22 protein-coding genes are annotated in these 25,110 nt (G+C 74.1%); 6 read left to right on the top strand and 16 right to left on the bottom strand.

Annotated elements, in window-relative coordinates; translation table 11 throughout:
* Nucleotides 1-4: 4 nt before the first annotated feature.
* Nucleotides 5-847 (top strand): GNAT family N-acetyltransferase, encoded by an 843-nt coding sequence (locus PV364_RS22025; protein ID WP_319661872.1) that lies wholly within the window; start codon nucleotides 5-7, stop codon nucleotides 845-847.
* A gap of 321 nt (nucleotides 848-1,168) precedes the next feature.
* Here PV364_RS22025 and PV364_RS22020 read toward each other — a convergent pair whose 3' ends face one another.
* Both PV364_RS22020 and PV364_RS22015 read right to left on the bottom strand, forming a co-directional pair.
* The gene (locus tag PV364_RS22020; protein ID WP_319661871.1) at nucleotides 1,169-2,071 is read right to left on the bottom strand and encodes a slipin family protein; all 903 of its coding nucleotides are present in this window, start codon (nucleotides 2,069-2,071) and stop codon (nucleotides 1,169-1,171) included.
* A gap of 113 nt (nucleotides 2,072-2,184) precedes the next feature.
* The gene (locus PV364_RS22015; protein WP_401976799.1) at nucleotides 2,185-3,093 is read right to left on the bottom strand and encodes a MerR family transcriptional regulator; all 909 of its coding nucleotides are present in this window, start codon (nucleotides 3,091-3,093) and stop codon (nucleotides 2,185-2,187) included.
* Between the two features lie 99 nt (nucleotides 3,094-3,192).
* On the opposite strand from PV364_RS22015, the gene PV364_RS22010 reads away from it, so the two are divergent.
* Nucleotides 3,193-4,740 carry an alpha/beta hydrolase gene (locus PV364_RS22010; RefSeq protein WP_319661870.1) on the top strand — a complete coding sequence of 516 codons (1,548 nt, stop codon included), beginning with the start codon at nucleotides 3,193-3,195 and terminating at the stop codon, nucleotides 4,738-4,740.
* 1 nt (nucleotide 4,741) lies between these two features.
* Here PV364_RS22010 and PV364_RS22005 read toward each other — a convergent pair whose 3' ends face one another.
* Nucleotides 4,742-5,722 carry a YafY family protein gene (locus tag PV364_RS22005; RefSeq protein WP_319661869.1) on the bottom strand — a complete coding sequence of 327 codons (981 nt, stop codon included), beginning with the start codon at nucleotides 5,720-5,722 and terminating at the stop codon, nucleotides 4,742-4,744.
* 61 nt (nucleotides 5,723-5,783) lie between these two features.
* Between PV364_RS22005 and PV364_RS22000 the strand changes: the two genes are divergently transcribed.
* Nucleotides 5,784-6,932 carry a winged helix DNA-binding domain-containing protein gene (locus PV364_RS22000; protein ID WP_319661868.1) on the top strand — a complete coding sequence of 383 codons (1,149 nt, stop codon included), beginning with the start codon at nucleotides 5,784-5,786 and terminating at the stop codon, nucleotides 6,930-6,932.
* A 35-nt stretch (nucleotides 6,933-6,967) separates the two neighbouring features.
* On the opposite strand, the gene PV364_RS21995 is transcribed toward PV364_RS22000, so the two are convergent.
* From PV364_RS21995 to PV364_RS21975, 5 genes are all read right to left on the bottom strand, one after another.
* A complete protein-coding gene (locus PV364_RS21995; RefSeq protein ID WP_319661867.1) occupies nucleotides 6,968-7,885 on the bottom strand; it encodes a S1 family peptidase in 918 nt (305 codons plus the stop codon).
* A 147-nt stretch (nucleotides 7,886-8,032) separates the two neighbouring features.
* Entirely contained in the window at nucleotides 8,033-9,094 is a 1,062-nt protein-coding gene (locus PV364_RS21990) for a S1 family peptidase (RefSeq protein WP_319661866.1), read from the bottom strand.
* 362 nt (nucleotides 9,095-9,456) lie between these two features.
* Nucleotides 9,457-10,470, bottom strand: coding sequence for an LLM class flavin-dependent oxidoreductase (locus PV364_RS21985; RefSeq protein ID WP_319661865.1), 1,014 nt, complete (start codon nucleotides 10,468-10,470; stop codon nucleotides 9,457-9,459).
* A 91-nt stretch (nucleotides 10,471-10,561) separates the two neighbouring features.
* Complete coding sequence (locus PV364_RS21980) at nucleotides 10,562-12,496, bottom strand: FAD/NAD(P)-binding protein (protein ID WP_319661864.1); 1,935 nt, start codon at nucleotides 12,494-12,496, stop codon at nucleotides 10,562-10,564.
* Nucleotides 12,497-12,844: 348 nt separating this feature from the next.
* Complete coding sequence (locus tag PV364_RS21975; protein WP_319661863.1) at nucleotides 12,845-14,011, bottom strand: DUF5685 family protein; 1,167 nt, start codon at nucleotides 14,009-14,011, stop codon at nucleotides 12,845-12,847.
* Nucleotides 14,012-14,305: 294 nt separating this feature from the next.
* Here PV364_RS21975 and PV364_RS21970 point away from each other — a divergent pair, with 294 nt between their 5' ends.
* Complete coding sequence (locus PV364_RS21970; protein WP_319661862.1) at nucleotides 14,306-14,755, top strand: cell division protein SepF; 450 nt, start codon at nucleotides 14,306-14,308, stop codon at nucleotides 14,753-14,755.
* A 46-nt stretch (nucleotides 14,756-14,801) separates the two neighbouring features.
* Here PV364_RS21970 and PV364_RS21965 read toward each other — a convergent pair whose 3' ends face one another.
* Both PV364_RS21965 and PV364_RS21960 read right to left on the bottom strand, forming a co-directional pair.
* On the bottom strand, nucleotides 14,802-15,986 hold the full coding sequence (locus tag PV364_RS21965; protein WP_319661861.1) for an acyl-CoA dehydrogenase family protein: 1,185 nt from the start codon (nucleotides 15,984-15,986) through the stop codon (nucleotides 14,802-14,804).
* 80 nt (nucleotides 15,987-16,066) lie between these two features.
* Nucleotides 16,067-17,698 (bottom strand): MFS transporter, encoded by a 1,632-nt coding sequence (locus tag PV364_RS21960; protein ID WP_319661860.1) that lies wholly within the window; start codon nucleotides 17,696-17,698, stop codon nucleotides 16,067-16,069.
* 503 nt (nucleotides 17,699-18,201) lie between these two features.
* Here PV364_RS21960 and PV364_RS21955 point away from each other — a divergent pair.
* Nucleotides 18,202-19,206 carry a phosphatase PAP2 family protein gene (locus PV364_RS21955; protein ID WP_401976806.1) on the top strand — a complete coding sequence of 335 codons (1,005 nt, stop codon included), beginning with the start codon at nucleotides 18,202-18,204 and terminating at the stop codon, nucleotides 19,204-19,206.
* A gap of 113 nt (nucleotides 19,207-19,319) precedes the next feature.
* Here the strand turns inward: PV364_RS21955 and PV364_RS21950 are convergent, their stop codons facing one another.
* The 3 genes from PV364_RS21950 to PV364_RS21940 form a co-directional block, all read right to left on the bottom strand.
* Nucleotides 19,320-19,544: an I78 family peptidase inhibitor gene (locus PV364_RS21950; RefSeq protein WP_319661857.1), complete on the bottom strand. Its 225-nt coding sequence runs from the start codon at nucleotides 19,542-19,544 to the stop codon at nucleotides 19,320-19,322.
* A gap of 219 nt (nucleotides 19,545-19,763) precedes the next feature.
* Nucleotides 19,764-20,153: a DUF779 domain-containing protein gene (locus PV364_RS21945; RefSeq protein WP_319661856.1), complete on the bottom strand. Its 390-nt coding sequence runs from the start codon at nucleotides 20,151-20,153 to the stop codon at nucleotides 19,764-19,766.
* Nucleotides 20,154-20,157: 4 nt separating this feature from the next.
* The gene (locus PV364_RS21940; RefSeq protein ID WP_319661855.1) at nucleotides 20,158-21,072 is read right to left on the bottom strand and encodes a bifunctional DNA primase/polymerase; all 915 of its coding nucleotides are present in this window, start codon (nucleotides 21,070-21,072) and stop codon (nucleotides 20,158-20,160) included.
* A gap of 229 nt (nucleotides 21,073-21,301) precedes the next feature.
* On the opposite strand from PV364_RS21940, the gene ctaD reads away from it, so the two are divergent.
* On the top strand, nucleotides 21,302-22,969 hold the full coding sequence (gene ctaD / locus PV364_RS21935; protein WP_319661854.1) for a cytochrome c oxidase subunit I: 1,668 nt from the start codon (nucleotides 21,302-21,304) through the stop codon (nucleotides 22,967-22,969).
* Here ctaD and PV364_RS21930 read toward each other — a convergent pair.
* From PV364_RS21930 to PV364_RS21920, 3 genes are all read right to left on the bottom strand, one after another.
* Nucleotides 22,875-23,411: a glycosyltransferase gene (locus tag PV364_RS21930; RefSeq protein ID WP_415924587.1), complete on the bottom strand. Its 537-nt coding sequence runs from the start codon at nucleotides 23,409-23,411 to the stop codon at nucleotides 22,875-22,877. The two genes, ctaD and PV364_RS21930, sit on opposite strands and share 95 nt — an antisense overlap.
* Before the next feature lie 88 nt (nucleotides 23,412-23,499).
* Nucleotides 23,500-24,039, bottom strand: coding sequence for a transglycosylase family protein (locus PV364_RS21925; RefSeq protein WP_319661852.1), 540 nt, complete (start codon nucleotides 24,037-24,039; stop codon nucleotides 23,500-23,502).
* Nucleotides 24,040-24,153: 114 nt separating this feature from the next.
* Nucleotides 24,154-24,777, bottom strand: a complete 624-nt coding sequence (locus PV364_RS21920; protein ID WP_319661851.1) for a transglycosylase family protein — start codon at nucleotides 24,775-24,777, stop codon at nucleotides 24,154-24,156.
* Nucleotides 24,778-25,110: the final 333 nt, after the last annotated feature.

Raw genomic sequence — 25,110 nt, 5'->3', positions numbered from 1 at the left:
CCCGATGAGCACTTCCGAACCCTCCGCGACGGCGCCGGAGTACCGCGCCGCGTACGACGCGCAGCTGCGCGCCCGCGTCCCCGACGGCTTCTCCCGGCACGCGTCGGTGGAACGGGTCGGCCCCCTGCTGCGCAAGACCTACCGCCACGGCGAGGCGGGCTTCCTCGACTACCGCGACCTCGGCGGGCTGGACGGGCCGGAGCTGGACGCGCTGATCGCCGGGGAGCGCGACCACTTCGCCGGCCTCGGTGTGGCTGTGGAGTGGAAGTACCACGGGCACGACCTGCCGCCCGGGCTGCCGGAGCGCCTGACCGCGGCCGGCTTCGTTCCCGACGAGCCGGAGACGGTGCTGGTGGGCGAGGCCGCGGCGCTGGCCGGTGAGCCGCGGCCGCCGGAGGGCGTGACGCTGCGCGAGGTCACCTCACGCGCGGACTTCGAGCGCATCCGCGCCATGGAGGAGGAGATCTGGGGCGTCGGCCACGACTGGCTGCCGGACATGCTGGAGAGCGAGGTCGCCGGGCCGGGCGACCCGTGCGTGGTGGTCGTCGCCGAAAGCGGGGACACCGTCGTCTGCGCGGGCTGGGCCCGCTTCCACCAGGGCACGGACTTCGTGTCCCTGTGGGGCGGCTCGACGCTGCCGCGGTGGCGCGGGCGCGGTGTCTACCGGGCGACGGTGGCGCACCGGGCCCGGCTGGCGGTGGCCGCGGGCCACCGTTTGGTGCAGGTGGACGCCTCGGCGGACAGTGCGCCCGTCCTGCGGCGGCTGGGACTGGTGGCGGTCACCACGACCGTCCCGTACATCTGGCGCCCGGACGCGGGACCCGCGAACGGCCCCGGCCCCTCCTGAGGCCTCCGGAGCCGAACGGTCACCGGGCGGCGACCCGGTTCCGGCGGCCGCGCCTGTCCGGGTCACCGGCTGTCCGTGGCCCCCGCCCGCGACCAGCGCGTCCTCCCGTCGGCCGGGGCCGGCGGCACCGGTCACGTCGAGTCGGGCCCCCGCGGCGGGCCCGACGCCCCGACGGACACCGGCCCCGCTCCCGCGCGCAAGGCCGGGCCTGGTCGTGGGCACGACGACATCCCGTGTGCCCGGCAGCCGGCCCCGGCGCCGGACGGCACAGGACCGGTCGCGGTCGGAGCGGGCCGCCCTGCCCCCGGCGGACGCCCCGCGTCACACCGCGTCCGACGGCCGCGGCCGGACGCTCTCCAGCAGCGGATCGGGCAGTTCGCCGGGGACCGGCCCCGCCGCAGGCGGGGGCGGGGGCGGCGGCGCCGGCTCACGCGGCGGGTCGGCCGGGGCGGCGGGCGCGGCCACGGCCGGGCCCGGCTGGGCGCGTTCCAGGAAGCGCAGCAGCTCCACCGGGAACGGCAGGACGAGCGTCGAGTTCTTCTCGGCGGCCACCGCGACGACCGTCTGCAGCAGCCGCAACTGCAGCGCGGCCGGGGCGTCGCCCATCACGTGCGCGGCCTGGGCCAGCTTCTTGCTCGCCTGGAACTCCGCGTCCGCGTTGATGATCCGGGCCCGGCGCTCCCGCTCGGACTCGGCCTGCCGGGCCATCGAGCGCTTCATCGTCTCCGGCAGCGACACGTCCTTGATCTCCACGCGGTCGATCTGCACGCCCCAGCCGATGGCGGGGCTGTCGATCATCAGCTCCAGGCCCTGGTTGAGCTTCTCCCGGTTGGACAGCAGGTCGTCCAGGTCGCTCTTGCCGATGATGGAGCGCAGCGATGTCTGGGCCATCTGCGAGACCGCGAAGCGGTAGTCCTCGACGTTGATGATCGCGTCGGAGGCGTTGACGACCTTGAAGTAGACCACCGCGTCGACCCGGACGGTGACGTTGTCGCGGGTGATGCCCTCCTGCGCGGGCACCGGCATCGTGACGATCTGCAGGTTCACCTTCCGCATCCGGTCGACGACCGGCACGACCATCGTGAACCCGGGCCCCCGCTCCCCGCCCCTGACCCGGCCGAGGCGGAACACCACGCCTCGCTCGAATTGCTGCACGACGCGGGCGCCGGCCACGAAGTACAGAGCTCCGGCCGAGAGCACAGCGGCTATCAACTCGACGACCATCACGGCCCCCTGCCGTCCGGGATCGCGTACTTCCACGGTACATCGCGGCGAATCCGCCGGATACGGGCGCGGATGCCCGGATCCGGGACCGGCGCGGGGGCCCGGTCCCGCCGCTACGCGGACAGGGCGGTGCGCAGCCAGTCGTCGGCGGCGCCCGGGGTGGGCCGCGCCGGGCCCCACAGCTCCGCGGTGAGCTGCCAGTACAGGTCGGCGCGCGGCTCCGCGGCGAGCAGTCCGGCCAGCAGGCGCCGGAAAGCGGGCGTGTCCCGGGTGCCGTACGCCAGGGCGTAGGCGGACACGAAGCAGTCCAGGGCGTCGCCCTCGCGCGGCTCCCGTCCGGCCAGCAGTTCCGCGGCGGCCAGGTCGTACGCCTCGCCGAGTCCCTCGTACAGCACGGCGGGGCGGCCGCCCGCGCCCGACCAGTACTCCTCGGGCCGTGGGCGCACGTCGTCGGGGCAGGAACCCGTGGTGAAGGCGTGCAGCCGGGCGAAGGCCAGCACCTGGCCGGGCGTCGGGTCGGCGGGAGGCTCCGGCACCGACAACTCCAGGATCCGGCCGACCAGTCCGGCCGGGAGCCGCGGCGGCAGCCAGCGCCGCCAGAACCGCCGCATGGGGGCCGTGCTGGGCGGGGTGGACAGCGCGCCGACCAGCCGCAGCCGGTCGGCGCGCTCCGCGGCGGCGCAGTCCCGGAGCGCGTGGAGGGCTGCCTCGCGCCAGCGCAGCGCGGACAGTTGGGTGCCGAGGTCGCGCAGCCTCCCGGCGACGGCGTCCTCCAGCGCGTCCGCCAGGGAGTCCTCGCGGTCCAGCAGCCGCCCCACGTCCGGGAGCGCCAGGTCGAGGGTGCGCAGGGAGCGGATCAGGCGGAGCCGGTCGAGTGCCTCGGGGCCGTACCGGCGGTGCCCCCCGGTGCTGCGGCCCGCCTCGGGCAGCAGGCCGCGGTCGGAGTAGAAGCGGACGGTCTTGACGGTGACGCCGGCCTGCGCGGCCAGTTCCCCGATGCTCCACATGCCGTCAGGCGACACGGCTTGAACCTCCCTCAGGGGGAGTTCCTACGGTACCGGCGAGCGCGGGGACCCGGTACGGAGCCGGGGTCCGCGGACCACGGTGTACGGGAGGCGTTCATGACGGTGTTCATCCTGGTGTCCGAGGCCCACACGGGCGGCTGGATCTGGCAGGACGTGGCCGCGCGGCTGCGGGAGTCGGGGGCGCGGGCGCATCCGGTGACGCTCACCGGCATGGACGGGGACGGCGACGCGGCGGGACCGGGCACGGACCTGGAGACGCATGTCGGCGACGTGCTGCGGTTCGTCGACGAGGCGGGCCACGACGACGCGTCCGGGGTGGTGCTCGTCGGCCACGGCTACGGCATCCACCCGGTGCTCGGCGCCGCCGACCGTCGCCCTGCGCGGATCGCCCGCGTCGTCCACCTGGACGCGGGGATCCCGGGGGACGGCGACCAGGCGCTCTCGCTGGTGCCCGATCCGGCGGTCCACGAGCGGCTGCGGCACACCCAGGGGCGGCCCGCGGACGACGGCCCCGTCGCCCCGCCCGGCCAGGACGGATGGCAGCGGTGGGGCAGTCTCGACGGCGTCCCGGAGGAGGCGCTGGCCCGGCTGACCCGGCGTGCCGCGCCGCAGCCCGCGGGCACGCTCACCCAGCCGCTGCGGCTGTCCGGGGCGGCGGCCGAGGTGCCGTCGACCGGAATCCTGTGCACGGCCAACGGATCGGACATCGCCAGGGTCGAGGCGCTGGTCGGCTTCGGCGACCCGCGGCTGCGGGCGCTCGTCGATCCGCGGGTCACCTTCTTCGAACTCGCCACCGGGCACTGGCCGATGCTCTCCGTCCCCGGCGAACTGGCCGACGCGCTGCTGCGGGCCTCGGCGGGCGAGGGGCGCCGGCTCGGTGGCGCGGCGGGGACGGCGGGCGAACTCCCGCCCCACCTGCGGCCCTTCCTGATGGACCTGCCCGAACGGCCCCGCGAGCGCCACGGACGGGTCGACCTCCATCTGCCGGACGCCGACGGGCCGCGGCCCGCGGTGGTCCTCGTCCACGGCGGGCCGGTACCCGCGGGCGCGCGGCCGACACCGCGCGACTGGCCCTCCTTCACCGGCTACGGCCGGTACCTGGCCGGGCTGGGCGCGGTCTGCGCGACCGTGGACCACCGGCTGCACGGCATGGCCGACTTCGCGCGCGCCGCGGACGACGTCGCCGGGACGGTGGACCTGGTCCGCGCCGACCCCCGGGTCGACGGCGACCGCGTCGCGCTGTGGTTCTTCTCCGTGGGCGGACTGCTCGCGGCGGACTGGCTCGCCGCCCCGCCGGCCTGGCTGCGGTGCGTCGCGGCCAGCTACCCCGTGCTCGCGCCCGTGCCGCACTGGGGCGCGGTGGAGCCCCGTTTCCGCCCCGCGACCGCGCTGCGCACGGCCGGTCCGCTGCCGGTGGTGCTGACCCGCGCGGGGCGGGAGGCGCCGGACATCGCCGGCACGGTCGCGGGCTTCCTCGCCGCCGCCGAGGAGTGCGGCGCCCGCGTCGAGGTGGTCGACGTGCCCCACGGCCGCCACGGCTTCGAGACCCTCGACCCCACCGAGGAGTCCCGCGCCGCCGTCATCCGCGCCGCCGGCTCCGTCCTCCGGCACCTCGGCCTGCCCACGCCCCGACCCACGCCCTGATCTACGCGTCCCCGTCCGCCCCGTCCGCCCCGCCCGCGCCCCGGGCCAGGCGGGCGGCGACGTCGCGGAGGTGGGCCGCCAGCTCAGGGGGTTCGTGGACCTCGAAATCGACGCCGAGCGTGCCGATGTAGAGGGCGAGGACGTCCAGGTACTCCGCGCCCGTGCGCAGCAGGCAGCGGTCGGGGCCGGAGGCCTCGATGGTGGCGAAGCCCCAGGATGCCCGGTCGGCCAGGGACTCGGCGGAGGCGTGCAGGGTCACGACCGCCTGGTGCCGGTAGGCGCGGGAGGTGACGCCCCGGGCGACCCAGGAGGCGGCGTCCATGGGCGGCCGGCGGGGCGCGAAGCGCGGACCGGTGGGCGCCTTGGGGTCCATGCGGTCGACGCGGAAGGTGCGCCAGTCCTGGCGGTCGGTGTCCCAGGCCAGCAGGTACCAGCGGCGGCCGTGGTGGACGAGGCTGTGCGGCTCGACGCTGCGGCGGCCGGCGGTGCCGTCGTGCGTGAGGTAGTCGAAACGGAGGCGTTCGCGGTCGCGGCAGGCCGCGCCGATCAGGGCCAGGACGTCGGACGCCACGGTGCCCTCCGGCGCCGGCGGGTGTGAGACGGCGACCGCGCCCATGGCCTGGACCCGGTGCCGGAGCCGGGAGGGCAGCACCTGCTCCAGCTTGGCCAGCGCCCGCAGCGACGTCTCCTCGATGCCCTCGACGCTGCCGCCCGCGCCCGTGCGCAGGCACAGGGCGACGGCGATCGCCTCCTCGTCGTCGAGCAGGAGCGGGGGCAGGGCGGCGCCCGCGCCCAGCCGGTAGCCGCCGGTGGTACCGGGGGTGGCGTGCACGGGGTAGCCGAGCGCGCGCAGGCGCTCCACGTCCCGGCGCACCGTCCTGGCGGTGACCTCGAGGCGCCCGGCCAGTTCGGGGCCGGTCCAGTCGCGCCGTGACTGGAGCAGGGAGAGCAGCCGCAGCAAGCGGGCGGAGGTTTCCAGCACGGCTCCAGTCTGGCAGTCGTCGCGGACAGCTTCTGACCGCATGGATGGATACCGTGCCGTCATGGAGACGCAGACCCTTCCCGAGGGCACCGCACTGGACCACCGCACCCTCAACCGCTCGCTGCTGGCCCGCCAGTTCCTGCTGCGGCGCGCGGACGTGAGCGCGGAACACGTGGTCGGGCACCTGGTGGGTCTCCAGGCGCAGGAGCCGCAGGACCCGTACGTGGCGCTGTGGTCGCGGATCGCGGGCTTCGCGCCGGACGAGCTGTCGGGGATGCTGGCGGACCGCCGCGCGGTGCGCATGTCCTTGTTGCGCTGGACCGTCCACCTGGTGACCGCCGAGGACTGCATGGTGCTGCGGCCGGTGGTCCAGGACGTCCTCGAGCGGCGGCTGCTCGGGCAGTTCCGGCGGCAGCTGGCCGGTCTCGACCTCGCGGAGGTCGCCGAGGCGGGCCGCGCGCTCCTGACCGCCGGCCCGCTCCCGGCGAGCCGGCTCGGCGACGGTCTGCGGGAGCGGTGGCCGGAGCGCGAACGGCTCCCGCTGAGCCTGGCGGTGACCGCCCGCGTGCCGACGGTCCAGCCGCCGCCGCGCGGTCTGTGGCGGACCTCGGGCGCCGCCCTGCAGACCCCGGCGGAGCAGTGGCTCGGCCGCTCCTTCGACTTCGCGGAGGGCGCCGCCCCGGACCGGACCGTCCTGCGGTACCTCGCCGCGTTCGGTCCCGCGACGGCCAAGGACGTCGCGGTGTGGTCAGGGCTCACGGGTGTGCGCGCGGTGATCGAGCGGCTCCGTCCCGGTCTGCGGGTCTACCGCGACGAGAACGGCGCCGAGTTGTACGACGTCCCCGGCGCGCCCTTCCCCGATCGCGGCACCCCGGCACCTGCCCGCTTCCTCCCGCAGTACGACAACATCGCGCTGTCGCACGCCGACCGCTCGCGGATCATGCCGCCGGCCCCCCGTGCCGGCGCCTCCCTCCCCACCCTCCCCGGCAGCGGCAGCAACCGCGGCTTCTTCCTCCACGACGGCTTCGTCCACGGACTGTGGCGCATCGAGTCCTCGCGCGGCGCGGCCGTGCTCCACGTCCTGCCGTACGCGCCCCTCCCCCGCGCGGCGCGCGACGCGCTCGCCGCGGAGGGCGAGCGCCTGCTGGCGTTCGCGGCGCCGGGGACGACGGGACGGGAGACGGGACGGGAGGTGCGCTTCACGGCGTGAGCGCCACCGGGCGCGCACCTCCCGTCCGTCGGCGGTCAGTAGACGGCGACCCGGTACGCCTTCAGCACCTCGGGCAGCGGCTGGTAGAAGGTCGTGCCGCCGTTCGCGCAGTCGCCGCTGCCGCCCGACGTCAGGCCGAGCGCCTTCGTGCCGTCGTACAACGGGCCTCCGGAGTCGCCGGGTTCTGCGCATATGTCGGTGCGGATGAGCCCGCGCACGATGTCGCCGCCGCCGTAGTTGACCGTGAAGCCGAGTCCGGTGACGGTGCCGCTGTGCACGCCGGTGGTGGAGCCCGCGCGCCTGACGGCTTCGCCCACGTACGCCGTGGCGGCCTTCCGGATGTCCTGCCGGCCGACCTTGCCGGGGTGGCCCTTCGCCGAGTCGTAGCGCACGAGGGCGTAGTCGTCGCCCGGGTAGCGGTGGGCGACGGTGGTCCCGAGCGGACGGGTCCGGGCGGCGTCGGCGTACCAGCGGTCCGTGGCCGCACCGCAGTGACCCGCCGTCAGGAAGTAGGAGGCGCCCCCGGAACGGACGTTGAAGCCGACCGAACAGCGGAAGCCGTCGCCGTAGGCGGCGGTGCCGCCCCCGGCGGCGAAGTGGCGGAAGGCCCCGGCGGCGCGTTCGAAGCGGACGGCGCCGTCGTACGGACCGGCCGCGCGGCGCAGCGCGTCGAGCCCGGCGTGGGAGACCGTCGCGTCGGTCAGGACGACCAGGGTGCCGCTGCCGGGGTCGACGGACCAGGCGCTGCCGGGGACGTCGGCGGACTCCGCCGCGCGGACCGCCGCGGCGAGGTGGGCGGGCGAGGCCCGGCCGCCGGGGGCCGCCTGCGCGGTGGGCAGGGCGAGCGCGGTGGCCACGAGCAGGACGAGCGCACCGAGCGGCGCGGCGAGGTGCCCCGCCCGTCCGGCGGTACCGCGGCGTGAAGTGGTGTCCCTGCGCCCCTTGTTCCTCATTTGTTCCCCCCTACGAGGTTATGCGGTGCCTCGCGGAGTATTGCGACCATACGGCTTGCGGACAAGAGGGCCATACGGCGATGTGCCCGGCGGCCGAGGCCGCCGGGCACATCAGGGACGAGAGGATGGGCGTGGTGCCCGGGCGGGTCAGAAGACGCTGACGCCGTAGGCGCTCAGGGCCTCGGTGACCGGCTGGAAGAACGTGGTGCCGCCACTGGAGCAGTTGCCGCTGCCGCCCGAGGTCAGACCGAGCGCGATGCCGCCGGAGGTGTACATGGCACCGCCGGAGTCGCCGCCCTCGGCGCAGACGTTGGTGCGGATCATCTGGTAGACCACGTCGCCGCCGCCGTAGTTGACGGTGGCGTTGAGGCCGGTGACCGTACCGCTGTGGATGCCGGTGGTGGAACCGTCACGCAGGACGGCCTGGCCCACGAAGGCGTTGCCGGCGCTGGTGATGTCGGTGTTGCCGGCCGTGCCGCCCTTGGCGACGGAGGTGTTGGTGTACCGGACCAGCGCGTAGTCGTTGGTCGGGAAGCTGTAGCTGACGTTGGTGCCGAGTACCGAGGACTGGCTCGAGTTGGAGTACCAGGTCGAGGCGACCTCGCCGCAGTGGCCGGCGGTCAGGAAGTAGTTCGTGCTGCCGCTGCGGACGTTGAAGCCGAGCGAGCAGCGGTAGCCGCCGCCGTAGATGGCGTCGCCGCCGGCGATCAGCCGCTTGAAGGTGCCCGCCGTGCGCCGGAAGGTGACGGCCGCGCCGTAGGGGGCGGTGGCCTTCTGCACCTTGGAGAGCTCGGCACTGCTGACCGTGCTGTCCGCGGTGATCTCCAGGCGGTTGCTCTTGGGGTCGATGACCCACGAGGTGCCCGCGACGTCCGCGGCCAGGGCCGCGTTGCCGGCCTGGTTCAGCTGCGCGGTGCTGTGCGCCACGAGCTTGGGCACGGCGCCTGCTGCGCTGACGGCCTGGGCGGCCTTGCTGGTGGTGACGTTGACGACCATGGCCTTGGCCTTGGCGTCGTAGTACGAACCGGCCGTGGAGCCGGTGCCCAGCGACGCGGCGAGCGCCGTGGCGGCCTCCGGTGAGGCCTTGGGGGACGGTGCGGCCTGGGCGGCGGGCAGGGTGAGCGCGGTGGCCGCGAGCAGACCGGACGCGATGGCGATCAGCCGTACGCGTCTGGGGGCGGGAGTGTGCGTCGTGCGCTTGATCCTCACGCTTGTCCTCCTGTGGGGGAACGGAAGTTGACCCGCGTAGCGCGAGCCGGTGAGGCGCAGCGGGACTCCGCCACCGTGGGGGATGGCGTGCCCCTGCCAAGCTGCGCACTCGGGAGTATTCAAGAGCCGTGCACAAGCACACAAGGGCAGGTTTCGGCCGCCGGCCCCTCGTGGGGCTCCGCGACCTGGCGGGGCGGGCCGGCCGCGGCACGGCGGCGCGCGGTCCCGTATCGCCTGGTGGGCGCGGATCCCCTCGACGGCACCCGCCGCGCGGGGCGGCGCCCGGCCGCGTGGCGGGAACGGGGCGGAAGGAGGCGGGAAGGAGGCGGGTGAAAACCGCGCCGCGCCGCCGGAGGTGCGCCTCAGCGCCGTCCGGCCGGCCGGGGCAGGCCCAGGTGCTCGCGCAGCGTGACGCCCGGGTGGAAGCGGCGCAGCAGCCCGCGGTGCTGGAGCAGCGGCACCGTGCCGTTGACGAGGCGTTCGAGGTCCCGGGCGGGGCTCAGCGGCCGGATGTGGAAGCCGTCGACGGCGCCGTCGACGTGCCAGGCGCCCATGAGATCGGCCAGGGCGCCGGGACCGCCCGCGTGGGTCGGACCGTGCCGGGGATCCCGGACGAGGACGGGCTCGGCGCCGAACCGTGCGGGCGGTTCGGCGTTGCCGAGGTCCACGGCCACCTCGGCGAGCACCAGCAGCCGGTCCGGGTCACGGCCGCACGCGGCCGCACGGGCGCGCAGGTCCTCCCCGGCCGCCGCGGCCGACCACCGGTCGGCGGCGCGGACGATGGCCACGTCGGCGTGGCGCGCGGCGGTCTCCACCGCCTCCGGTGCGACGGCGCGGACGACGGTGACCGGGTGGCCCTGCGCCCCCAAGGGGGCACCCCGCACATCGGGATGCGGCAAGGTCTCGTGGCCGGCGCACCGGTCCGTGGCGCCGGCCTCCTCCCCGCCGCCGTCGTCCCAGAGCCGGACGACGGCGGCGGCCGCCTCCCCCGCCTCCCGCCACCGTGCCGCCGCCGGACCCGCCGCCGGTCTCCGTCCGGCGGCCCGGCCGCCGGACCCGTCCTCGGCGACCCCCGCCATCCATCCGGCCCGGCCGCCGCTGATCCGGTCCAGCGCGGCGACCGCCGCCGAGATGTGGCGGGGCTCGGCAGGGGCGGCGCAGACGGCCGGCACCAGCCCGATGCGGTCCGTGGCCGGGGCGACCCGGGCCAGTGCGGCGAGCGCGGCGCAACAGGCGGGACCCGCGTCGAGGGTCACGAAGTCCAGCGCGCCGCGCTCGGCGAGCCGGGCCAGGTCCACGGGGGCGGGCACTAAGGCGTCCTGCCCCCGGCCGTCGACGGCGGCGGCCAGGTGCAGCGGGCGGGTGGGGGCGGGCATGGGGTCGGTGCCTCCGGTCGGTGGACGGATACGGCGAACGCGCGCGGGGGGGCAACGGGGGGACGCGCGAGGGGTGCGGGCGGACCGGGTCCTACGCGCCGGGACAGGCCGTGCCGCGCAGGAAGGACAGCAGCGCACGGGCGGTGGCGTCGTTCTGCCGGAACGCCGGCCCGTTGGTGCGCGGCCGGGTGAAGGCGCCCGAGGCACGGGCGTCGGTGTGCGGTCCGAGGGCGAAGCGCCGGGGGTGCGGGCGGCCGGAGCGGTCGACGATCCGCCCGTCGGCGGCGGTGACCGCCAGCAGCCCGGCCGGAGTGGCGGTGGCGCCCGCGCCGTCGTCCCCGTCGGCGCCCGCGTCATCGCCCGCGTACAGCGAGCGCAGCAGCGGGTCGCGGGTGCGTTCCAGGGTGGGTTCCGGCAGCCGGGCCTCGACCAGGGCCCGCGCCTCGGTGACCGCACCGGGCACGCTGGGGCTGCTCGCCCGGAACACCCCGCGCACCGGGTCGGCGGCGATCCCGGTGTCCGCGCCGAGGAAGCGGACCACCCCGGCCCGTGACAGCGCGAGCAGTTGCCGCAGCCGGGGGGCGGGAGGCCCGGAGGCCAGGAAGCTGAAGAAGCCGTGCCACCACGGCCCGACGTCCCCGAGCCGCAGCATCTGCCCGTACACCGACAGCAGTCCGAGGAAGACCGCGAGGTCCGGACTGTGCGCGGGGTCGTGGCGGCGGTCGAGGTCGGCCTCGATGCGGGCGCGCAGCGCTTCCTGGAGTTCCTCCGGACCGTCGAAGCGGATCCCGGAGAGCGGGGTGTCGAGGGCGTCGAGGTCCAGGCGGTCCGCCGGGTCGGGAACGGCCGACACGGTCAGGGCCAGCAGGTCCGCGCCGCCGGGTCCGGCGGCGGCGTACTTCTCCTCGAAGTCCGTCCAGCTCATGGTGGTGCGCTCGGGGCGGGTGGCGAACAGCCGGTGGTAGTGGGCGAATCCGAGCTCCTTGGCGACCGACGGCCACACGTCGCGCCGGAAGTCCGGACGGCCGGGACCGGCCAGCACCTCGTCGATCTGCGCGGGACCGAAGAAGCGCGGCAGCGGCGGGGGTTCGCCTTCCCATATGTAGCCGATCTTGGAGTGGTACGGCACACCGCGCCGCGACCCGACGTGCAGCACGGGCTCGCGCCCCGAGGGGCGGTACGTCAGCCCGCCGCCGCCGTCCTCCTCGTAGCGTCCGCCGCGCCCCTCGGTGAGCAGCACCATCAGGTCGACGAAGGCCAGTCCGAGTCCGCGCACGAGGACGGGTTCGCCGGGCGGCAGCACGCTCAGGTCGCTGTCGGCGGTGAACTCCGGCGGCAGGTAGGTCAGTCCGTGCTCCGCGGCGAAGGCGGCCAGGGCCCGCTGCCCGGTGTCGGGGTCCGCGTCGAGGTGGCCGAGGGCGAGCACGACGAGGTCCGCGGGCAGGGGCCGGTCGCGGCCTTCCAGCCGGACGCTCTGCCGGCCGTCGCGCGGACCGGTGACCCGCACCGCGCGGTGCGGATGGATGTGCAGGGTGATCCCCGGCGGCAGCGCGGCGGCGGCCCGCTGGAGGACCCAGGCCAGATAGGCGCTCTGCAGCCGCCGGCTGGGAAAGCTGCGGGGCGTCAGTGCAGCCGTCTCGGCGCGCAGGTGCGCGTCCAGGCCGGTGGCCGCGATCTCCCCGCCGCGGATCCCGGCGGACCACTCGGCGAGCGAGGGCCCGGGGCGGATCGGCCCCGCGGCCTCGACGGTCTCGTCGGTGAACATCGTGACGTCCTCGGCCATGGAGTTCATCCACAGCAGCGGGGACTGCTCGCGCCGCCAGATGCGGCCGCCGCCCGGCGGGAACGGGTCGACCAGGTGCAGGTCGACCGGCGCGCCGTCGTACAACTGGGCGGCGTTGGCGGCGATCCGCTCCAGCAGCCCGGTGCCGCGCGGGCCGGCGCCGACGATGACGACCGACCGGCGCGAGACGGAGGGCGAAGAGGCGGAGGGCGAGGGGAGAGAAGCGGAGGGGTCGTCAGGCATGCGCGGGCTCCGTGGACACGCTCGAAGAAACACGGTGATGCCTTCACGCGGCCGCGTCCCTCAACGCGGGGGCCCCAGGCCCGCCACGAGGCTAAGCCCGGCGCGGCGGACCGTGTCAAGCCCGTCCACATGCCGGGCAGCCCGCCCGGTCCGGTTGACGGGCCCGACGCACAACTGTTCCACTGTGACCATGCGCACATGCCGGCTGGTCATCCGGGGCCACATCGACTTCGGTCGGGTGTGGTCGGCCTCCTGTTGCCGCTGACCTGCTGGTTCCGCCCCGCATGTCGTTGCCGGCGGTTGCCCTGACGGCTTCTCAGGCCTTCGCGCTCTCCCTCCCTCGCCGGTTCAGCAGTCGCACCCGCAGCAGTCACAACCGTCACAGCAGTCGCAGCAATCGCAGCAGTCACCGCATCCCGAGCAGTCGCAGCTGGAGCACCAGCCCTCACGCCGCTTGCCCGACCAGGGGTCCTCGTAGTGGTCCCGGCAGCAGATCTGGCACGTGCAGCACAGTGCCGACCACACCGCGCACCCGGCGAGCAACCCGCGTCCCGGGCCGGGCCGGTGCGGGGGTCCGGGCGTGAGCCAGGGCGACGCCGGCTGCCCCGGGCCCGGGGACTGGTGCGCGCACGTCGCGCCGAAGGCGCGCTCCACCGAGCGGCGCAGTTCGTGCGCCAGCAGTTCATGGGTGAGCCGGCCGTCGGTGAACTCCGCGTCCCGCAGCGCCAGTCGTACGCCGTGCACGGCGTCGTCGCACAGCCGCCGGGCCTCGTCCAGGCCGGTGCCGGTGGCCGCCAGCGGGTTCCAGACGCCCGCGGCGGCGTCCGCGTCCAGGTCCTCCACCGCGTCCAGCAGATGGGCCAGCCGGCCGAAGAGACGGCCCGCCTCCTCCAGCGGCGCGCGGTTGTCCGGCCGGCCGGCCAGCACCGCGGTGTGACCGAAGGCCGCCGCCGTCGCGGTCTCGGTGGGCTCGGTGACGGTCAGCAGCGGGGTGCCGGCACCCGCCGCCGCCTCGATGGCGGTCTGCCGGTCCACGGCGTCCACCAGCACCGCGGTGTCGAAGCCGAGCGCCGATCCGGTCGCGGCACCGGCGCGGTCCCAGCGCCGCGCCACCGTACGCGCCGCCGCGGCCATCGGGCGCCGCGCCAGCAGTCCGTCGCCGTCGGCCACGTGGTCGCGCATCTTCGCCGAGGCCAGCACCAGGGACACCGCCGCGGCCAGTCGCGCGCCCTCCCCCTTGGCGACCGGCGCGGTCCGCATCGCCCGCAGCGGGCACGGCCCGGCGGTCCTGCGGGAGACCGCGCCGGTCCTCCCCGTGCCGTTCGCGCCGGCCGCGCCCGCCGTCTGCGCCTCGACCAGCACCGAGATGATCAGGGCGTCGTAATTGGTGGCGGCGCGGGCCAGTTGCCCGTGCTCGTCCCGCAGGGCGAGGCAGAGCCCGCACAGATGGGCCACCCAAGAGGTGCGCAGAGTCTCCGGCAGCCGATGCCGGCACGGCCTGACGATTCCGAACATCGCTTCCCCCACACGTCCTGTGCTGCGATGGACTACCTCATCGGCTGGTCATGTTATACGTCAGCCGATCGGCTATCCGGCCGTGCGCTGTCACCCTCACGGGCGGCAAACTTTCCGATGATCCGTCAGATGCCCGTATCGCCTGCGTCAACCGGGTACTTCCGGGCAGATTAATGCACCAGGTATGTCACGAATCCCCACCCTGCCGGGTATCCACTTGGCGCATCCTCCGCATCATGGACGACGATAGGGATGCGGACGGCAGACTGACCGTGTGTGAGAGAGGAGGCGTCCATGGGTTCGGTACGACGCGCGAGCGCCTGGCTGGGCCTCGTCGACGACAACGGCGGCGAGGAGTACTACGACGAGGAGTACGCCGACTACGGCGAGGGCGCCGAGGCGTCCCCGAGCGACTCCTGGGTCACCGACCCCCGTGTGCGCGTGGCCTCGGAGTCGGCGCAGGAGCAGGGGCGCCGCATCGCCACGGTCACCCCGGACGGCTTCCGGGACGCCCGCGGCATCGGCGAGCTCTTCCGGGAGGGCGTCCCGGTCATCGTCAACCTCACGGCCATGGACTCCGCCGACGCCAAGCGCGTCGTGGACTTCGCGGCCGGCCTCACCTTCGGCCTGCGCGGTTCCATCGACCGCGTGGCCAACCGGGTCTTCCTGCTGACCCCGCCCGACTACCTGGTCGTCAACGCCGACAGCAAGCACGGCGGCGACGGCTTCTTCAACCAGAGCTGAGGCCGCTCCGGGGTGCCCCCGCCCCCGGAGCCGGCCGCCGGGCCCGTCACCGGAAGGCGTCGAGGCCCGTGAGCGCCTTGCCCAGCACGAGTTGGTGCATCTCCACCGTGCCCTCGTAGGTGAGCACCGACTCCAGGTTGGTGGCGTGCCGCATCACGGGGTACTCCAGCGAGATCCCGTTCGCGCCCAGGATCGTGCGGGCCGTGCGGCAGATCTCGATCGCCTCGCGGACGTTGTTGAGCTTGCCGAAGCTGACCTGCTCGGGCCGCAGCGTGCCCGCGTCCATCCGGCGGCCCAGGTGGTGCGCGAGCAGGATGCCCTTGTGCAGTTCGACCGCCATGTCGGCGAGCTTGGCCTGGGTCAGCTGGAAGCCGCCGATGGGGCGCCCGAACTGCTCGCGCGTCCGCGCGTACTCCAGTGCCGCCTCGAAACTGCTGCGGGCGGCACCCATCGCGCCCCAGACGATGCCGTACCGGGCGTGGTTGAGGCAGCTGAGCGGCCCCCGCAGACCGGTGACCTCCGGGAGCACCGCGTCGGCGGGCAGCCGGACGTCGTCCATCACCAGTTCGCTGGTGACCGAGGCACGCAGCGACCACTTGTGGGTGATCTCCGGCGCCGAGAAGCCGGGGGTGTCGGTGGGGACGGCGAAGCCGCGGATGCCCTCGTCGGTGCGGGCCCAGACGACGGCGACCCCGGCGACCGAGCCGTTGGTGATCCACATCTTGCGGCCGCTCAGGATCCAGTCGGAGCCGTCGCGCTTGGCGTACGTGCGCATGCCGGCCGGGTCGGAGCCGTGGTCGGGTTCGGTGAGGCCGAAGCAGCCGATCACCTCGCCCGCCGCCATGCGGGGCAGCCATCGCTGCTTCTGCTCCTCGGAGCCGAAGCGGTGGATGGCGTACATCGCCAGCGAGCCCTGGACCGAGACCAGGGAGCGGATGCCGGAGTCGGCCGCCTCCAGTTCCAGGCAGGCCAGGCCGTACTGGACGGCGCTCGCGCCGGCGCAGCCGTAACCGGTCAGCGACATCCCGAGCGCGCCGATCGAGCCGAGCTCACGGGCCAGTTCACGGATCACCGGCAGTTCGCCGCGCTCGTACCACTGCGCCACGTGCGGCAGCACACGGTCGGCGGCCCAGGCGCGCACGGTGTCCCGCACGGCGCGGTCCTCGTCGCCGAGCAGGTCGTCGAGACCCAGCGGGTCGTACGGGTCGAACGGCGGCTTTCCAGCGGACATCGTCGTCCCTCCGGTGATCACGGTGCTTCACGCCCGAAGCTACTTGCGCGGCGGTGCCGGGTAAAGACCCCGCTCCCGGCTCAGCGGGAGGCCTCCACCCTGGCCATCGCGTGCTCGCGCGGGGCGGGGACCCCGGCGGGCGCGGAGGGCGACGCCTGCCGGGCGGTGCACTCCATGCGGCGCGGCAGCCGCAGCGCGGCCACCGCCCCCAGCAGGAGCAGTCCGGCGCTGACGACGAGGGTGATGTGCATGCCGTGCACGAAGGCGTGCCGGGCCGCGTGCCGCAGCGAGGCGCCCGCGGTCCCGCCGAGGCGGTCGGAGACCTCGTAGGCCTCGCCGAGCGACTTGCCGGCCGCGACCCCCGCGCCGGCGGGCACCCCGGGGGTCCGGGCGACGTCCGGCGCGTAGGCGGCGTTCATGACACTGCCGAGCAGGGCGATGCCGAGGCCCGCCCCGAGCTGGTACGAGGTCTCCCCGATCGCGGCGGCGCCGCCGGCCTGCTCGGCAGGGGCCTCGCTCAGCATCGACTCGTACGCCGCGAACAAGGTGGTCTCCAGCCCGAAGCCGAGCAGCACGAAGCAGCTCGTCAACACCCAGGGCCGGTCGTGCTGACCCATGAGGGTGAGCCCCAGCACGGCGCCCGCGGTGAGCACGAAGCCACCCGCGACCATGGCCCGCGGGCCGGAGCGGGCGAGCACCCGGGAGCCGAGCAGCCCGGCGCCCATGGCGGCGAAGGTCAGCGGCAGCAGCCGCAGCCCGGTCTCCAGGGGGCTGAGGCCGAGGACGAGCTGCAGGTACTGGACGGCGATGAGCTCCAGGCCGACCAGGGCGAGCAGCGCGAGGACGATGCATCCCACGGAGGTGCCGAAGGCCGGGCGGCGGAACATCCCTATGTCGATCAGCGGGTGCTCGCGCCGGTTCTGCCGCCGTACGAAGACCACCAGCAGCAGGCAGCCGCCCAGCAGCGGCACCAGCACGGAGGGCTCGTACACCGCGGCCCCGCCGCCGAGCCGCTTCACGCCGAGGATCGCGCCGAGCACGCCGAAGGCCGCCATCAGCGCGCCGACCACGTCCCACGGGCCGTCCTGCTCGCCGCGGGACTCCGGCAGCAGCCAGCGGGCGACCGGGAGGATGACCACCATCAGGGGGATGTTGATCAGGAAGACCGAGCCCCACCAGAAGTTCTCGACGAGGAAACCGCCGAGGACCGGACCGACCGCCGCACCGACGGCCGCGACGGCGCTCCACACACCGATGGCCACCGCCCGCTCCCGGCGGTCAGGGAAGACCTGCCGCAGGATCGACAGCGTGGCCGGCATGATCATGGCGCCGCCGACACCGAGCAGCGCCCGGGCCCCGATCAGGATCTCCGGGGTGGGGGCGAAGGCCGCCACCGCGGAGGCGATCGCGAAGATCGCGTACCCCAGCAGCAGGATGCGGCGTCTGCCGACCCGGTCGCCGAGGGTGCCGAAGAGGATCAGCAGGGACGCGGCGACGAGGGGATAGGCGTCGACGATCCACAGCAGCGCTATCGCACTGGGGCGCAGATCCTCGCTCACGGCGGGGACGGCGACGTGCAGCACGGTCGCGTCGAGCGCGACGAGCAGCAGGCTGATGCAGAGGACGATGAGGACGGTCCAGCGGCTGACCGGCCTGTGGCGCCGGGGGACGGCGGCCGGACCGGGGACGCCGGCCGAGGTCGTCCCTGTCATGTACGTACCTCCCAGCGGTGCGCTCGCGGTGCGGCCGGGCAGGACATGGGGAACGGTCCCGGGGGAACCCAGCGACGGGGCGAGTGAAATCGACACACTACGCGAGACCCGGCGGCCGGTGGAGGGTGCGGGGCACGTTCGGACGTGGTCCCCGTCACGCCCGAATCCCGCACGGCGGACCTGCCGGACATGTCCTGCCATCCACGCCGGAGCCATCCGGTCACCGAATGTGATCATGAACGGCGGGCGAACACCATGACAACTCATGGGTAAAGCATCGGATAATCATTGATAAACCGATGCCGAGAAAATCGAACGCGAGATTTTCCATGATCGGGCGGACCGCCTTCCAAACGCGAAATCCAGGAGTTCGCGCATTTGGCTCAATGCACCCCGCCGGAGTACCTCCAATGGGTGTACTGAGACGCAGTCCACATCACATCGTCATTACGAAGGGGCTCTTCAGGCCGAACTCACCCATCACACGCTGTAACGTCGATTGAGTGCGTACCGATGACAAGCTTCACCGTCCGGTGAAGCCCGAGACAGCCCAGGCGCTCCCGCGCATGAGCCGAACACGCGGACTGCTGTTCGGTTCCACGCTGGTGGCGTATGTGGCCATCGTCGTAGCCGTGCTGACCACGTCCAAGCTCGTGACCTTGGACTGGCAGGTCATGATGTTCCGGCCGTACAAGCAGTGGCCGCAGATCCACGCCTTCCTCGACTACTTCGTCGTCCTGGGCCAGCGCGGCCCCACCGCCGTGATCGTGGCGGTCTGGCTGGGCTGGCGCGGTTGGCGCCAGCGCACCCTGCACCCGCTGCTGGTGCTCGGCACCTCGCTGCTGCTGCTGAACGTCACCGTGGGATCCGTGAAGTACGGGCTGGGCAGGCTCGGCCCGCACTACGCGACCACCGCCGGATCCGCCGAGCTCTTCGCCGGCGGCGATATATTTCCTTCCGGCCACACCGCCAACGCCGTCGTGACCTGGGGCGTTCTCGCCTACCTGGCCACCACCCCGTGGGTCCGCCGGGTGACCTCGGTCATCGCGGCGCTGCTGGCCCTGGGCGTCGGCATGACCACCATCTACCTGGGCACCCACTGGGTCAGCGACGTGCTGCTCGGCTGGGCGGCCGGCCTGCTGATCCTGCTGGCACTGCCCTGGTTCGAGCCCCTGATGGCCTCCTCCGAGCAGTGGATCAGGACCGTCTGGGCCCGCCGGCGGGGCGCCGCCGTGCTGGCCGCCACTGTCCGGCCGGCCAGCCCGGCCATGGCGGCCCCGCAGGTCGCTGAGGACTCCGAGGCGGACCGGGACAGCCTGGTGGTCAGCGGCCGCACGCCGAACGCGGCACCGGGCGTTCCCCACCACGCGGCCCGTCCGCACACCACCCGCCACGAGCGCAGCCCGGTCACCCCGGCCGGCAGCCGCCGGCCGCCGGCCGAGCGCGCCGCACGGCCGGGCCCGCTCGGGCAGAGCGGCGCGGGGCGCGGCCGCGGCACCACGGGCTGATCCCGGGGGCGGCCGGTACGCACCCGGCACAACCGCGTACGTACGCCGACGGCCCCGGCACCCCCTCCCAGGGGTGCCGGGGCCGTCGGCGCAGGGCGGGGGCCGGGAGCGCGTCAGCCGGACCAGCAGCGGGTCACCCGGCCGCCGTCGACGGTGAAGTTCAGCCGCCCGGCGCGGTACTCCATGGTGATGATCGCGCCCGGCGGGAGGGAGCGGACGGTGGTCCAGCCACGCTCCGTGGCACGGCGCTCGGCCTCGTCCGCCGTGAGGCCGACATAGGCGTCCGGCGGGTCCTGGGGATGCGATGCGGGGGGCGTGCCGCCCGGGTCGGTAGCCATGTGAGCCACCGTAGGCGCATACGAGCCGTGACGGAAGACACGCCGACGCGCCATCGTCACACTTCTGTCACAGAATACCGAGACGCGTTTGGCGTGCACCGTTCATGCGCCCGGCACCCGGTTTTCCAATCCCCCCTCGAATTCACGCCATCGGTCGCCGATATCACCGCGTCAGGGGGTCCCGGAATTAGCGGAAACGACCCTCACACTTCCCTCACATCACATCCCCAGAGCCGCCAGCTCATCGTCGGTCAGCAACCGCGACCTAATGAGAAACCGGTTGCCGGTCGGCGCCTCGAGCGAGAAGCCGCTGCCGCGCCCCGGCACCACATCGATCGTCAGATGCGTGTGGCTCCAGTACGCGAACTGGTCCCGCGACATCCACACCGGCACCGGATCGATGCCGGGGACACCGAGGTCGCCCAGGTGCACGTCGGAGTCCCCGGTGAGGAACTCCCCCTGCGGATAGCACATCGGCGAACTGCCGTCGCAGCAGCCGCCGGACTGATGGAACATCAACGGGCCGTGCTCGTCCGCCAGGCGCCGCAGCAGACCCGCGGCGTCCTCGGTGATCCCGACCCGGCCGGTACTCGATACGGTGGAGGTCATGACGTCAGCGTGCTCCCGCGACGCCCGGGCCGCCAGACCCCCGCAGGACATGTCTGCGCGCGGAGCCCACCGTGGCGGCCGCCTCGCGCTCGGACAGACCGGTACGGACGGCGGCGCCGACCATCTCGGCGGCCACGTCCTCGCCGTGGCCGTTCTCGAAGGCCCGGCAGGCGGCCCAGAACAGCCGCTCGTTGCGCTCGCCCTCCAGCGAGCCGAGGACGAAGCGGATCAGCGGGCCCGCGGTGTCCGCGCCCGCCCCGCGGGCCCTCCCCGCCCTGGCCGCCCCGGCACGCGCCGCCCACGGCTTCGGTGACGGCGTCATGAGCAGCCGCAGCAGCCGCCGCGGCACGGCGGCGGGGGGCATGGACGCGGTCGGCGGGTCCCAGCGGTAGCGGCCGGCGACGGTCACCGAGCCCGGCCCCACCAGGTAGCCGCCGCTGCCGCGCACGTCGATGCCGCGGCCGAGCCGGCTCACCGAATTCGGGACGACGACCTCCGCCGGGCCGGTGAGCCACAGGTGCCGTCCCCCGCTCGGGGTGAGCACCGTACGCGTCCACGGCACCGCGAAGCCCTGCCGCGCCGCCAGGTCCACCAGGTCGGCGAGGCCGTCGGCACCGCCCTTGCGGTCCAGGTCCAGGCCGATCAGGTAGTGCGGCGGACGGCCGCAGGCGATCCCGTACCCCGAGGCCCAGGGCGCCGCCGCGAACAGCTCTCCGATCCGCACGGGGTCGGTGGAGGCGTCGTGCACCCCGTGCCCGAACCGCCCGCACTGGCCGCGGCACATCCCGCCGCCGGTCTCACCGCGGTGCGGCGACCGCACGGCGGGCAGCTTGGTACGGGACAGCGGGATGACCGGGAAGCCGCGCCGGGCGGCCGCGAGCGCGCAGGCGAGCGCGCGGTGGAAGTCCGGGTGCGTCACGGGGTGCCCCCCTCGCTGCGCTACGGCATGACACCTTTATCGTACTTTCGTTCGACCTCGCGCTCAACGGTGCCGGCGAGCCGCCCGGAACGGTCCGAAGCGGTCACCCACCGGTCCCGGCACGCCCCGTCGGCCGGTCGGTCCGATGGGCGAGGCGCGCCCTCCCGTCGCTTACCCCGGGCTACGGTGCACACACCGGCAGCAACTCCGATCACGAGGGAGCGCGCGGATGGGAACGTACGCGGCGCCGACCACCGACGAGCGGGTGCGGACGCCACGGCGGCCGGGACGCCTGGCGGTGGACTGGCTGACCACCACCGACCACAAGAAGATCGGGCACCTCTATCTGATCACCTCGTTCTGCTTCTTCCTCGCGGCGGGCGCCATGGCCATGCTGATGCGCGCCGAACTCGCCCGCCCGGGGCTCCAGTTGATGATGAACGACCAGTTCAACCAGTTGTTCACGATGCACGGCACGATCATGCTGCTGCTCTTCGCGACCCCGACCTTCGCCGGATTCGCGAACGAGATCATGCCGCTGCAGATCGGCTCCCCGGACGTCGCCTTCCCCCGGCTGAACATGCTGTCGTACTGGCTGTTCCTGTTCGGCGGGCTGATCGTGCTGGGCGGACTGCTCACGCCGACCGGTGGCGCGTCGTTCGGGTGGTTCGCCTACGCGCCGCTGAACAGCCTGACCCGCTCGCCGGGGGTCGGCGCCGACATGTGGATCATGGGGCTGGCCCTGGCGGGCTTCGGGACGATCCTCGGCGCCGTCAACTTCGTGGCGACCATCGTCGGGATGCGGGCGCCGGGCATGACGATGTTCCGGATGCCGATCTTCACCTGGAACGTGCTCTTCACCTCGGTGCTGGTGCTGATGGCCTTCCCGGTGCTGGCGGCCTCGCTGCTCGTCCTGGAGGCGGACCGGCGTTTCGGGTCACTGGTCTTCGAGCCCGCGAACGGCGGGGCGCTGCTGTGGCAGCACCTGTTCTGGTTCTTCGGGCACCCGGAGGTCTACATCATCGCGCTGCCGTTCTTCGGCATCATCACCGAGATCCTGCCGGTCTTCTCGCGCAAGCCGGTCTTCGGCTACGCCACCCTGGTCGGGGCGACGATGGCCATCACCGGTCTGTCGATGGTGGTGTGGGCGCACCACATGTTCGTCACGGGCGCGGTGCTGCTGCCGTTCTTCTCCTTCACCTCGTTCCTGATCGCGGTGCCGACCGGCGTGAAGTTCTTCAACTGGATCGGCACGATGCTCGGCGGCTCGCTCTCCTTCGAGACGCCGATGCTGTGGGCGGTGGGCTTCCTCGTGAGCTTCCTGTTCGGCGGGCTGACGGGGGTGATCCTCGCCTCGCCGCCGCTGGACTTCCAGGTCAGCGACTCGTACTTCGTCGTCGCGCATTTCCACTACGTGGTCTTCGGGACCGTGGTGTTCGCGATGTTCGCCGGCTTCTCCTTCTGGTGGCCCAAGTTCACCGGCAAGATGCTCGACGAGCGGCTGGGGCGGATCCACTTCTGGACGCTGTTCGTGGGCTTCCACACCACCTTCCTGGTCCAGCACTGGCTGGGGGTGGCGGGGATGCCCCGGCGGTACGCGGACTACCTGGCGGCGGACGGCTTCACCGCGCTCAACACGGTCTCGACGATCGGGGCGTTCCTGCTGGGCATCTCCACGCTGCCGTTCCTCTGCAACGTCTGGGTCACCGCGCGGCACGGCACGAAGGTGGAGGAGGACGATCCGTGGGGCTTCGGCCGCTCCCTGGAGTGGGCGACCTCCTGCCCGCCGCCGCGGCACAACTTCACGGCGCTCCCCCGGATCCGCTCCGAGTCCCCCGCCTTCGACCTGCACCACCCGACGGTGTCGGAGCAGGCGGCGCGGTCGGACGCGCGGTGACCGGGACGCCTGGCGTCCTGGGCTGCGTCGCCCGTCCCGCTGCCCCCTCCGCCCGCTTCCCCGCCTTCGGCGGCGAGGGGAAGCTCCGCAGCGCGGCCTTGGCGGCGTCCTTGCCCGCGTAGGCGGTGGCGAGCGCCGTTCCGCCGGCGTGCCGCCCCACGCCCCGTACCCGGCCCGCGGCCCCGGACCGGCGGTCCAGCAAGCCCTGGAGGAGGTCGGTGTACACGCCGGCTACGCGCCGCGGCTCGTGGTGGGCGCCCTTGAGCAGGGCGGCGCGGCCCATGCGCTTGGGGGTCTCGTCGTCGTTGATCAGCCGGAGCGGCGCCGCCGCCATGGCGTCGGTGTCGCCGGGCGGCACCAGCAGGCCGTCCGTCCCGTGCGCGACGACCTCCCCCGGGCCGAGCGGGCAGTCGGCGCCGGCCACGGGCAGGCCGACCCGCATGGCTTCGACGAACCCGCCGGGCGCCGACGCGGCACCTCGCGTTCCCCCTTGCCGGCGGCCGGCAGGGCAGTTGCCCGCGAACACCGGGCTAGGGCAGGCGGACCAGCGTCCCCGGGGCGAGCGGGGCCAGCGGGTCCGGGGCGACGGTCCCCTCGTTGAGGCGGATCAGCTCCGCGGCGCCGCCGGCGACGGAGAAGCGCTCGGCGACGCTCTGCAGGGTGTCGCCGGGCTGGACGGCGTGGGCGCGGCCGTACAGGCCCAGCCGGCGCGAGCAGGTCGGCCAGGCCGGCCAGCCCTGGCTGCGCAGGATCGCCTCGGCGACGGTGATCTGCTCGTCGGCGGAGGCCAGGTCGGCCCGGTCGGCGAAGTCCAGCCCGCCGAAGGAGACCCAGGTGGGCTGGTAGATCTGCAGGCCGCCGTAGAAGCCGTTGCCGCTGTTGGTGTCCCAGCGGCCGCCCGACTCGCACTGGGCCAGGTCCTGCCAGACCGGGGCGTGCGCGACCGGATACCCGAAAGCCCGTCCGGACACCAGGGCGGACCACAGGACGAGCAGTAAGACCACGAGGCCGCGGGCGCCCGCTCCGGCGGCCGCTCGGTGACGGGGGGACGTGGGGGGCGTGGGGCACATGGGGGGCACGCTAGGACCGCACGGCGGGGGCCGCCGCCCGCCGCGCCCGGTGGGCACGACGCCCACCCGGTCGGAGCACGACCGGGCGGGCGCGGTGCGGACGGTTCCGCGGCCTCAGACGGAGAGCCGCTGACCGGGGTAGATCAGGTTCGGATCGGCGCCGATCACCGAGGCGTTGACCGCGTACAGCTTCTTCCAGCTGGTGCCGTGGTCGGCCGCGATGCGGCTGAGCGTGTCACCGGGCCGGACACGGTAGTTGCCGTGCCCCTCGGCCCGCCGGTGCCCTCGATCGCTGTGGCGCGGGGCGGAGTGCCCGGGCGTCGCGGCGGCCTTGGGGGCCGCCGGGGCCCTGCGTGCCGCGGGGGCCGAACCGCCGCCCGGCGCGCTGCCGTACGCCCCCGCACGGGCGGAACAGGTCGGCCAGGCTCCCCAGCCCTGCGACCGCTGCACCTTGGTGGCGACGGCTATCTGCTGCTCCCGGCTCGCCCCTGCCGCGGTCGCCGCGTAGGCGGTGCCGCCGTAGGCGCGCCAGGTACCCGCGGAGAACTGCAGCCCTCCGTAGTACCCGTTGCCGGTGTTGATGTGCCAGTTCCCGCCGCTCTCGCAGCTCGCGATGCGGTCCCAGACCCCGCTGTCGGCGGCCTTGGCGGGCCCCGCGGCGGCCAGGAGGGCCAGCGGGGTCAGCGCGGCGGCGCCGGCGAGCAGTGCGGTCTGTCGGTACTTGGCGTTTACGGCCATGGAATCCCTCTCCACGGACCCGGGGTTCCCCCATGGCGCCGCACGTGTCGTGCGGGCCCTCGGCGGACAACAGCCCCGCGCATTGGACGCGGCGCCCCGTCCCCCTCGCTCGCTCGACGGCGGCTTGCTGATCCGCCGTCACCCTCCGTGCGAGCTTTCCCGGGTGGTGCTCTCTGCACACGGCGGGCAAATCTAGGCAGCGCAACCCCCTGCCGCCAAACAAATCCCCTTCGCCGCAGGCCAGTTGACGGTTACCTGGAGTAAGACCGCATTCAGGACACCCGATTGATCGTCCTTTGTCCGTTCATGTCATCACAGGGAATATGCGCCGTG

This window comes from Streptomyces sp. MI02-7b (assembly GCF_033793585.1).
Classification (GTDB): domain Bacteria; phylum Actinomycetota; class Actinomycetes; order Streptomycetales; family Streptomycetaceae; genus Actinacidiphila.
The sequence above is the reverse complement of the archived record's forward strand: the minus strand, read 5'-3'. Positions and strand labels throughout refer to the sequence as shown.

What these genes read in the sequence shown, in the direction of transcription:
- PV364_RS22025 (WP_319661872.1), top strand. Translation starts at nt 5, where the DNA reads ATGAGCACTTCCGAACCCTCCGCGACGGCGCCGGAGTACCGCGCCGCG.
- PV364_RS22020 (WP_319661871.1), bottom strand. Translation starts at nt 2,071, where the DNA reads ATGGTCGTCGAGTTGATAGCCGCTGTGCTCTCGGCCGGAGCTCTGTAC.
- PV364_RS22010 (WP_319661870.1), top strand. Translation starts at nt 3,193, where the DNA reads ATGACGGTGTTCATCCTGGTGTCCGAGGCCCACACGGGCGGCTGGATC.
- PV364_RS22000 (WP_319661868.1), top strand. Translation starts at nt 5,784, where the DNA reads ATGGAGACGCAGACCCTTCCCGAGGGCACCGCACTGGACCACCGCACC.
- PV364_RS21995 (WP_319661867.1), bottom strand. Translation starts at nt 7,885, where the DNA reads ATGAGGAACAAGGGGCGCAGGGACACCACTTCACGCCGCGGTACCGCC.
- PV364_RS21985 (WP_319661865.1), bottom strand. Translation starts at nt 10,470, where the DNA reads ATGCCCGCCCCCACCCGCCCGCTGCACCTGGCCGCCGCCGTCGACGGC.
- PV364_RS21980 (WP_319661864.1), bottom strand. Translation starts at nt 12,496, where the DNA reads ATGCCTGACGACCCCTCCGCTTCTCTCCCCTCGCCCTCCGCCTCTTCG.
- PV364_RS21975 (WP_319661863.1), bottom strand. Translation starts at nt 14,011, where the DNA reads ATGTTCGGAATCGTCAGGCCGTGCCGGCATCGGCTGCCGGAGACTCTG.
- PV364_RS21970 (WP_319661862.1), top strand. Translation starts at nt 14,306, where the DNA reads ATGGGTTCGGTACGACGCGCGAGCGCCTGGCTGGGCCTCGTCGACGAC.
- PV364_RS21965 (WP_319661861.1), bottom strand. Translation starts at nt 15,986, where the DNA reads ATGTCCGCTGGAAAGCCGCCGTTCGACCCGTACGACCCGCTGGGTCTC.
- PV364_RS21960 (WP_319661860.1), bottom strand. Translation starts at nt 17,698, where the DNA reads ATGACAGGGACGACCTCGGCCGGCGTCCCCGGTCCGGCCGCCGTCCCC.
- PV364_RS21950 (WP_319661857.1), bottom strand. Translation starts at nt 19,544, where the DNA reads ATGGCTACCGACCCGGGCGGCACGCCCCCCGCATCGCATCCCCAGGAC.
- PV364_RS21945 (WP_319661856.1), bottom strand. Translation starts at nt 20,153, where the DNA reads ATGACCTCCACCGTATCGAGTACCGGCCGGGTCGGGATCACCGAGGAC.
- ctaD (WP_319661854.1), top strand. Translation starts at nt 21,302, where the DNA reads ATGGGAACGTACGCGGCGCCGACCACCGACGAGCGGGTGCGGACGCCA.
- PV364_RS21930 (WP_415924587.1), bottom strand. Translation starts at nt 23,411, where the DNA reads ATGCGGGTCGGCCTGCCCGTGGCCGGCGCCGACTGCCCGCTCGGCCCG.
- PV364_RS21925 (WP_319661852.1), bottom strand. Translation starts at nt 24,039, where the DNA reads ATGTGCCCCACGCCCCCCACGTCCCCCCGTCACCGAGCGGCCGCCGGA.
- PV364_RS21920 (WP_319661851.1), bottom strand. Translation starts at nt 24,777, where the DNA reads ATGGCCGTAAACGCCAAGTACCGACAGACCGCACTGCTCGCCGGCGCC.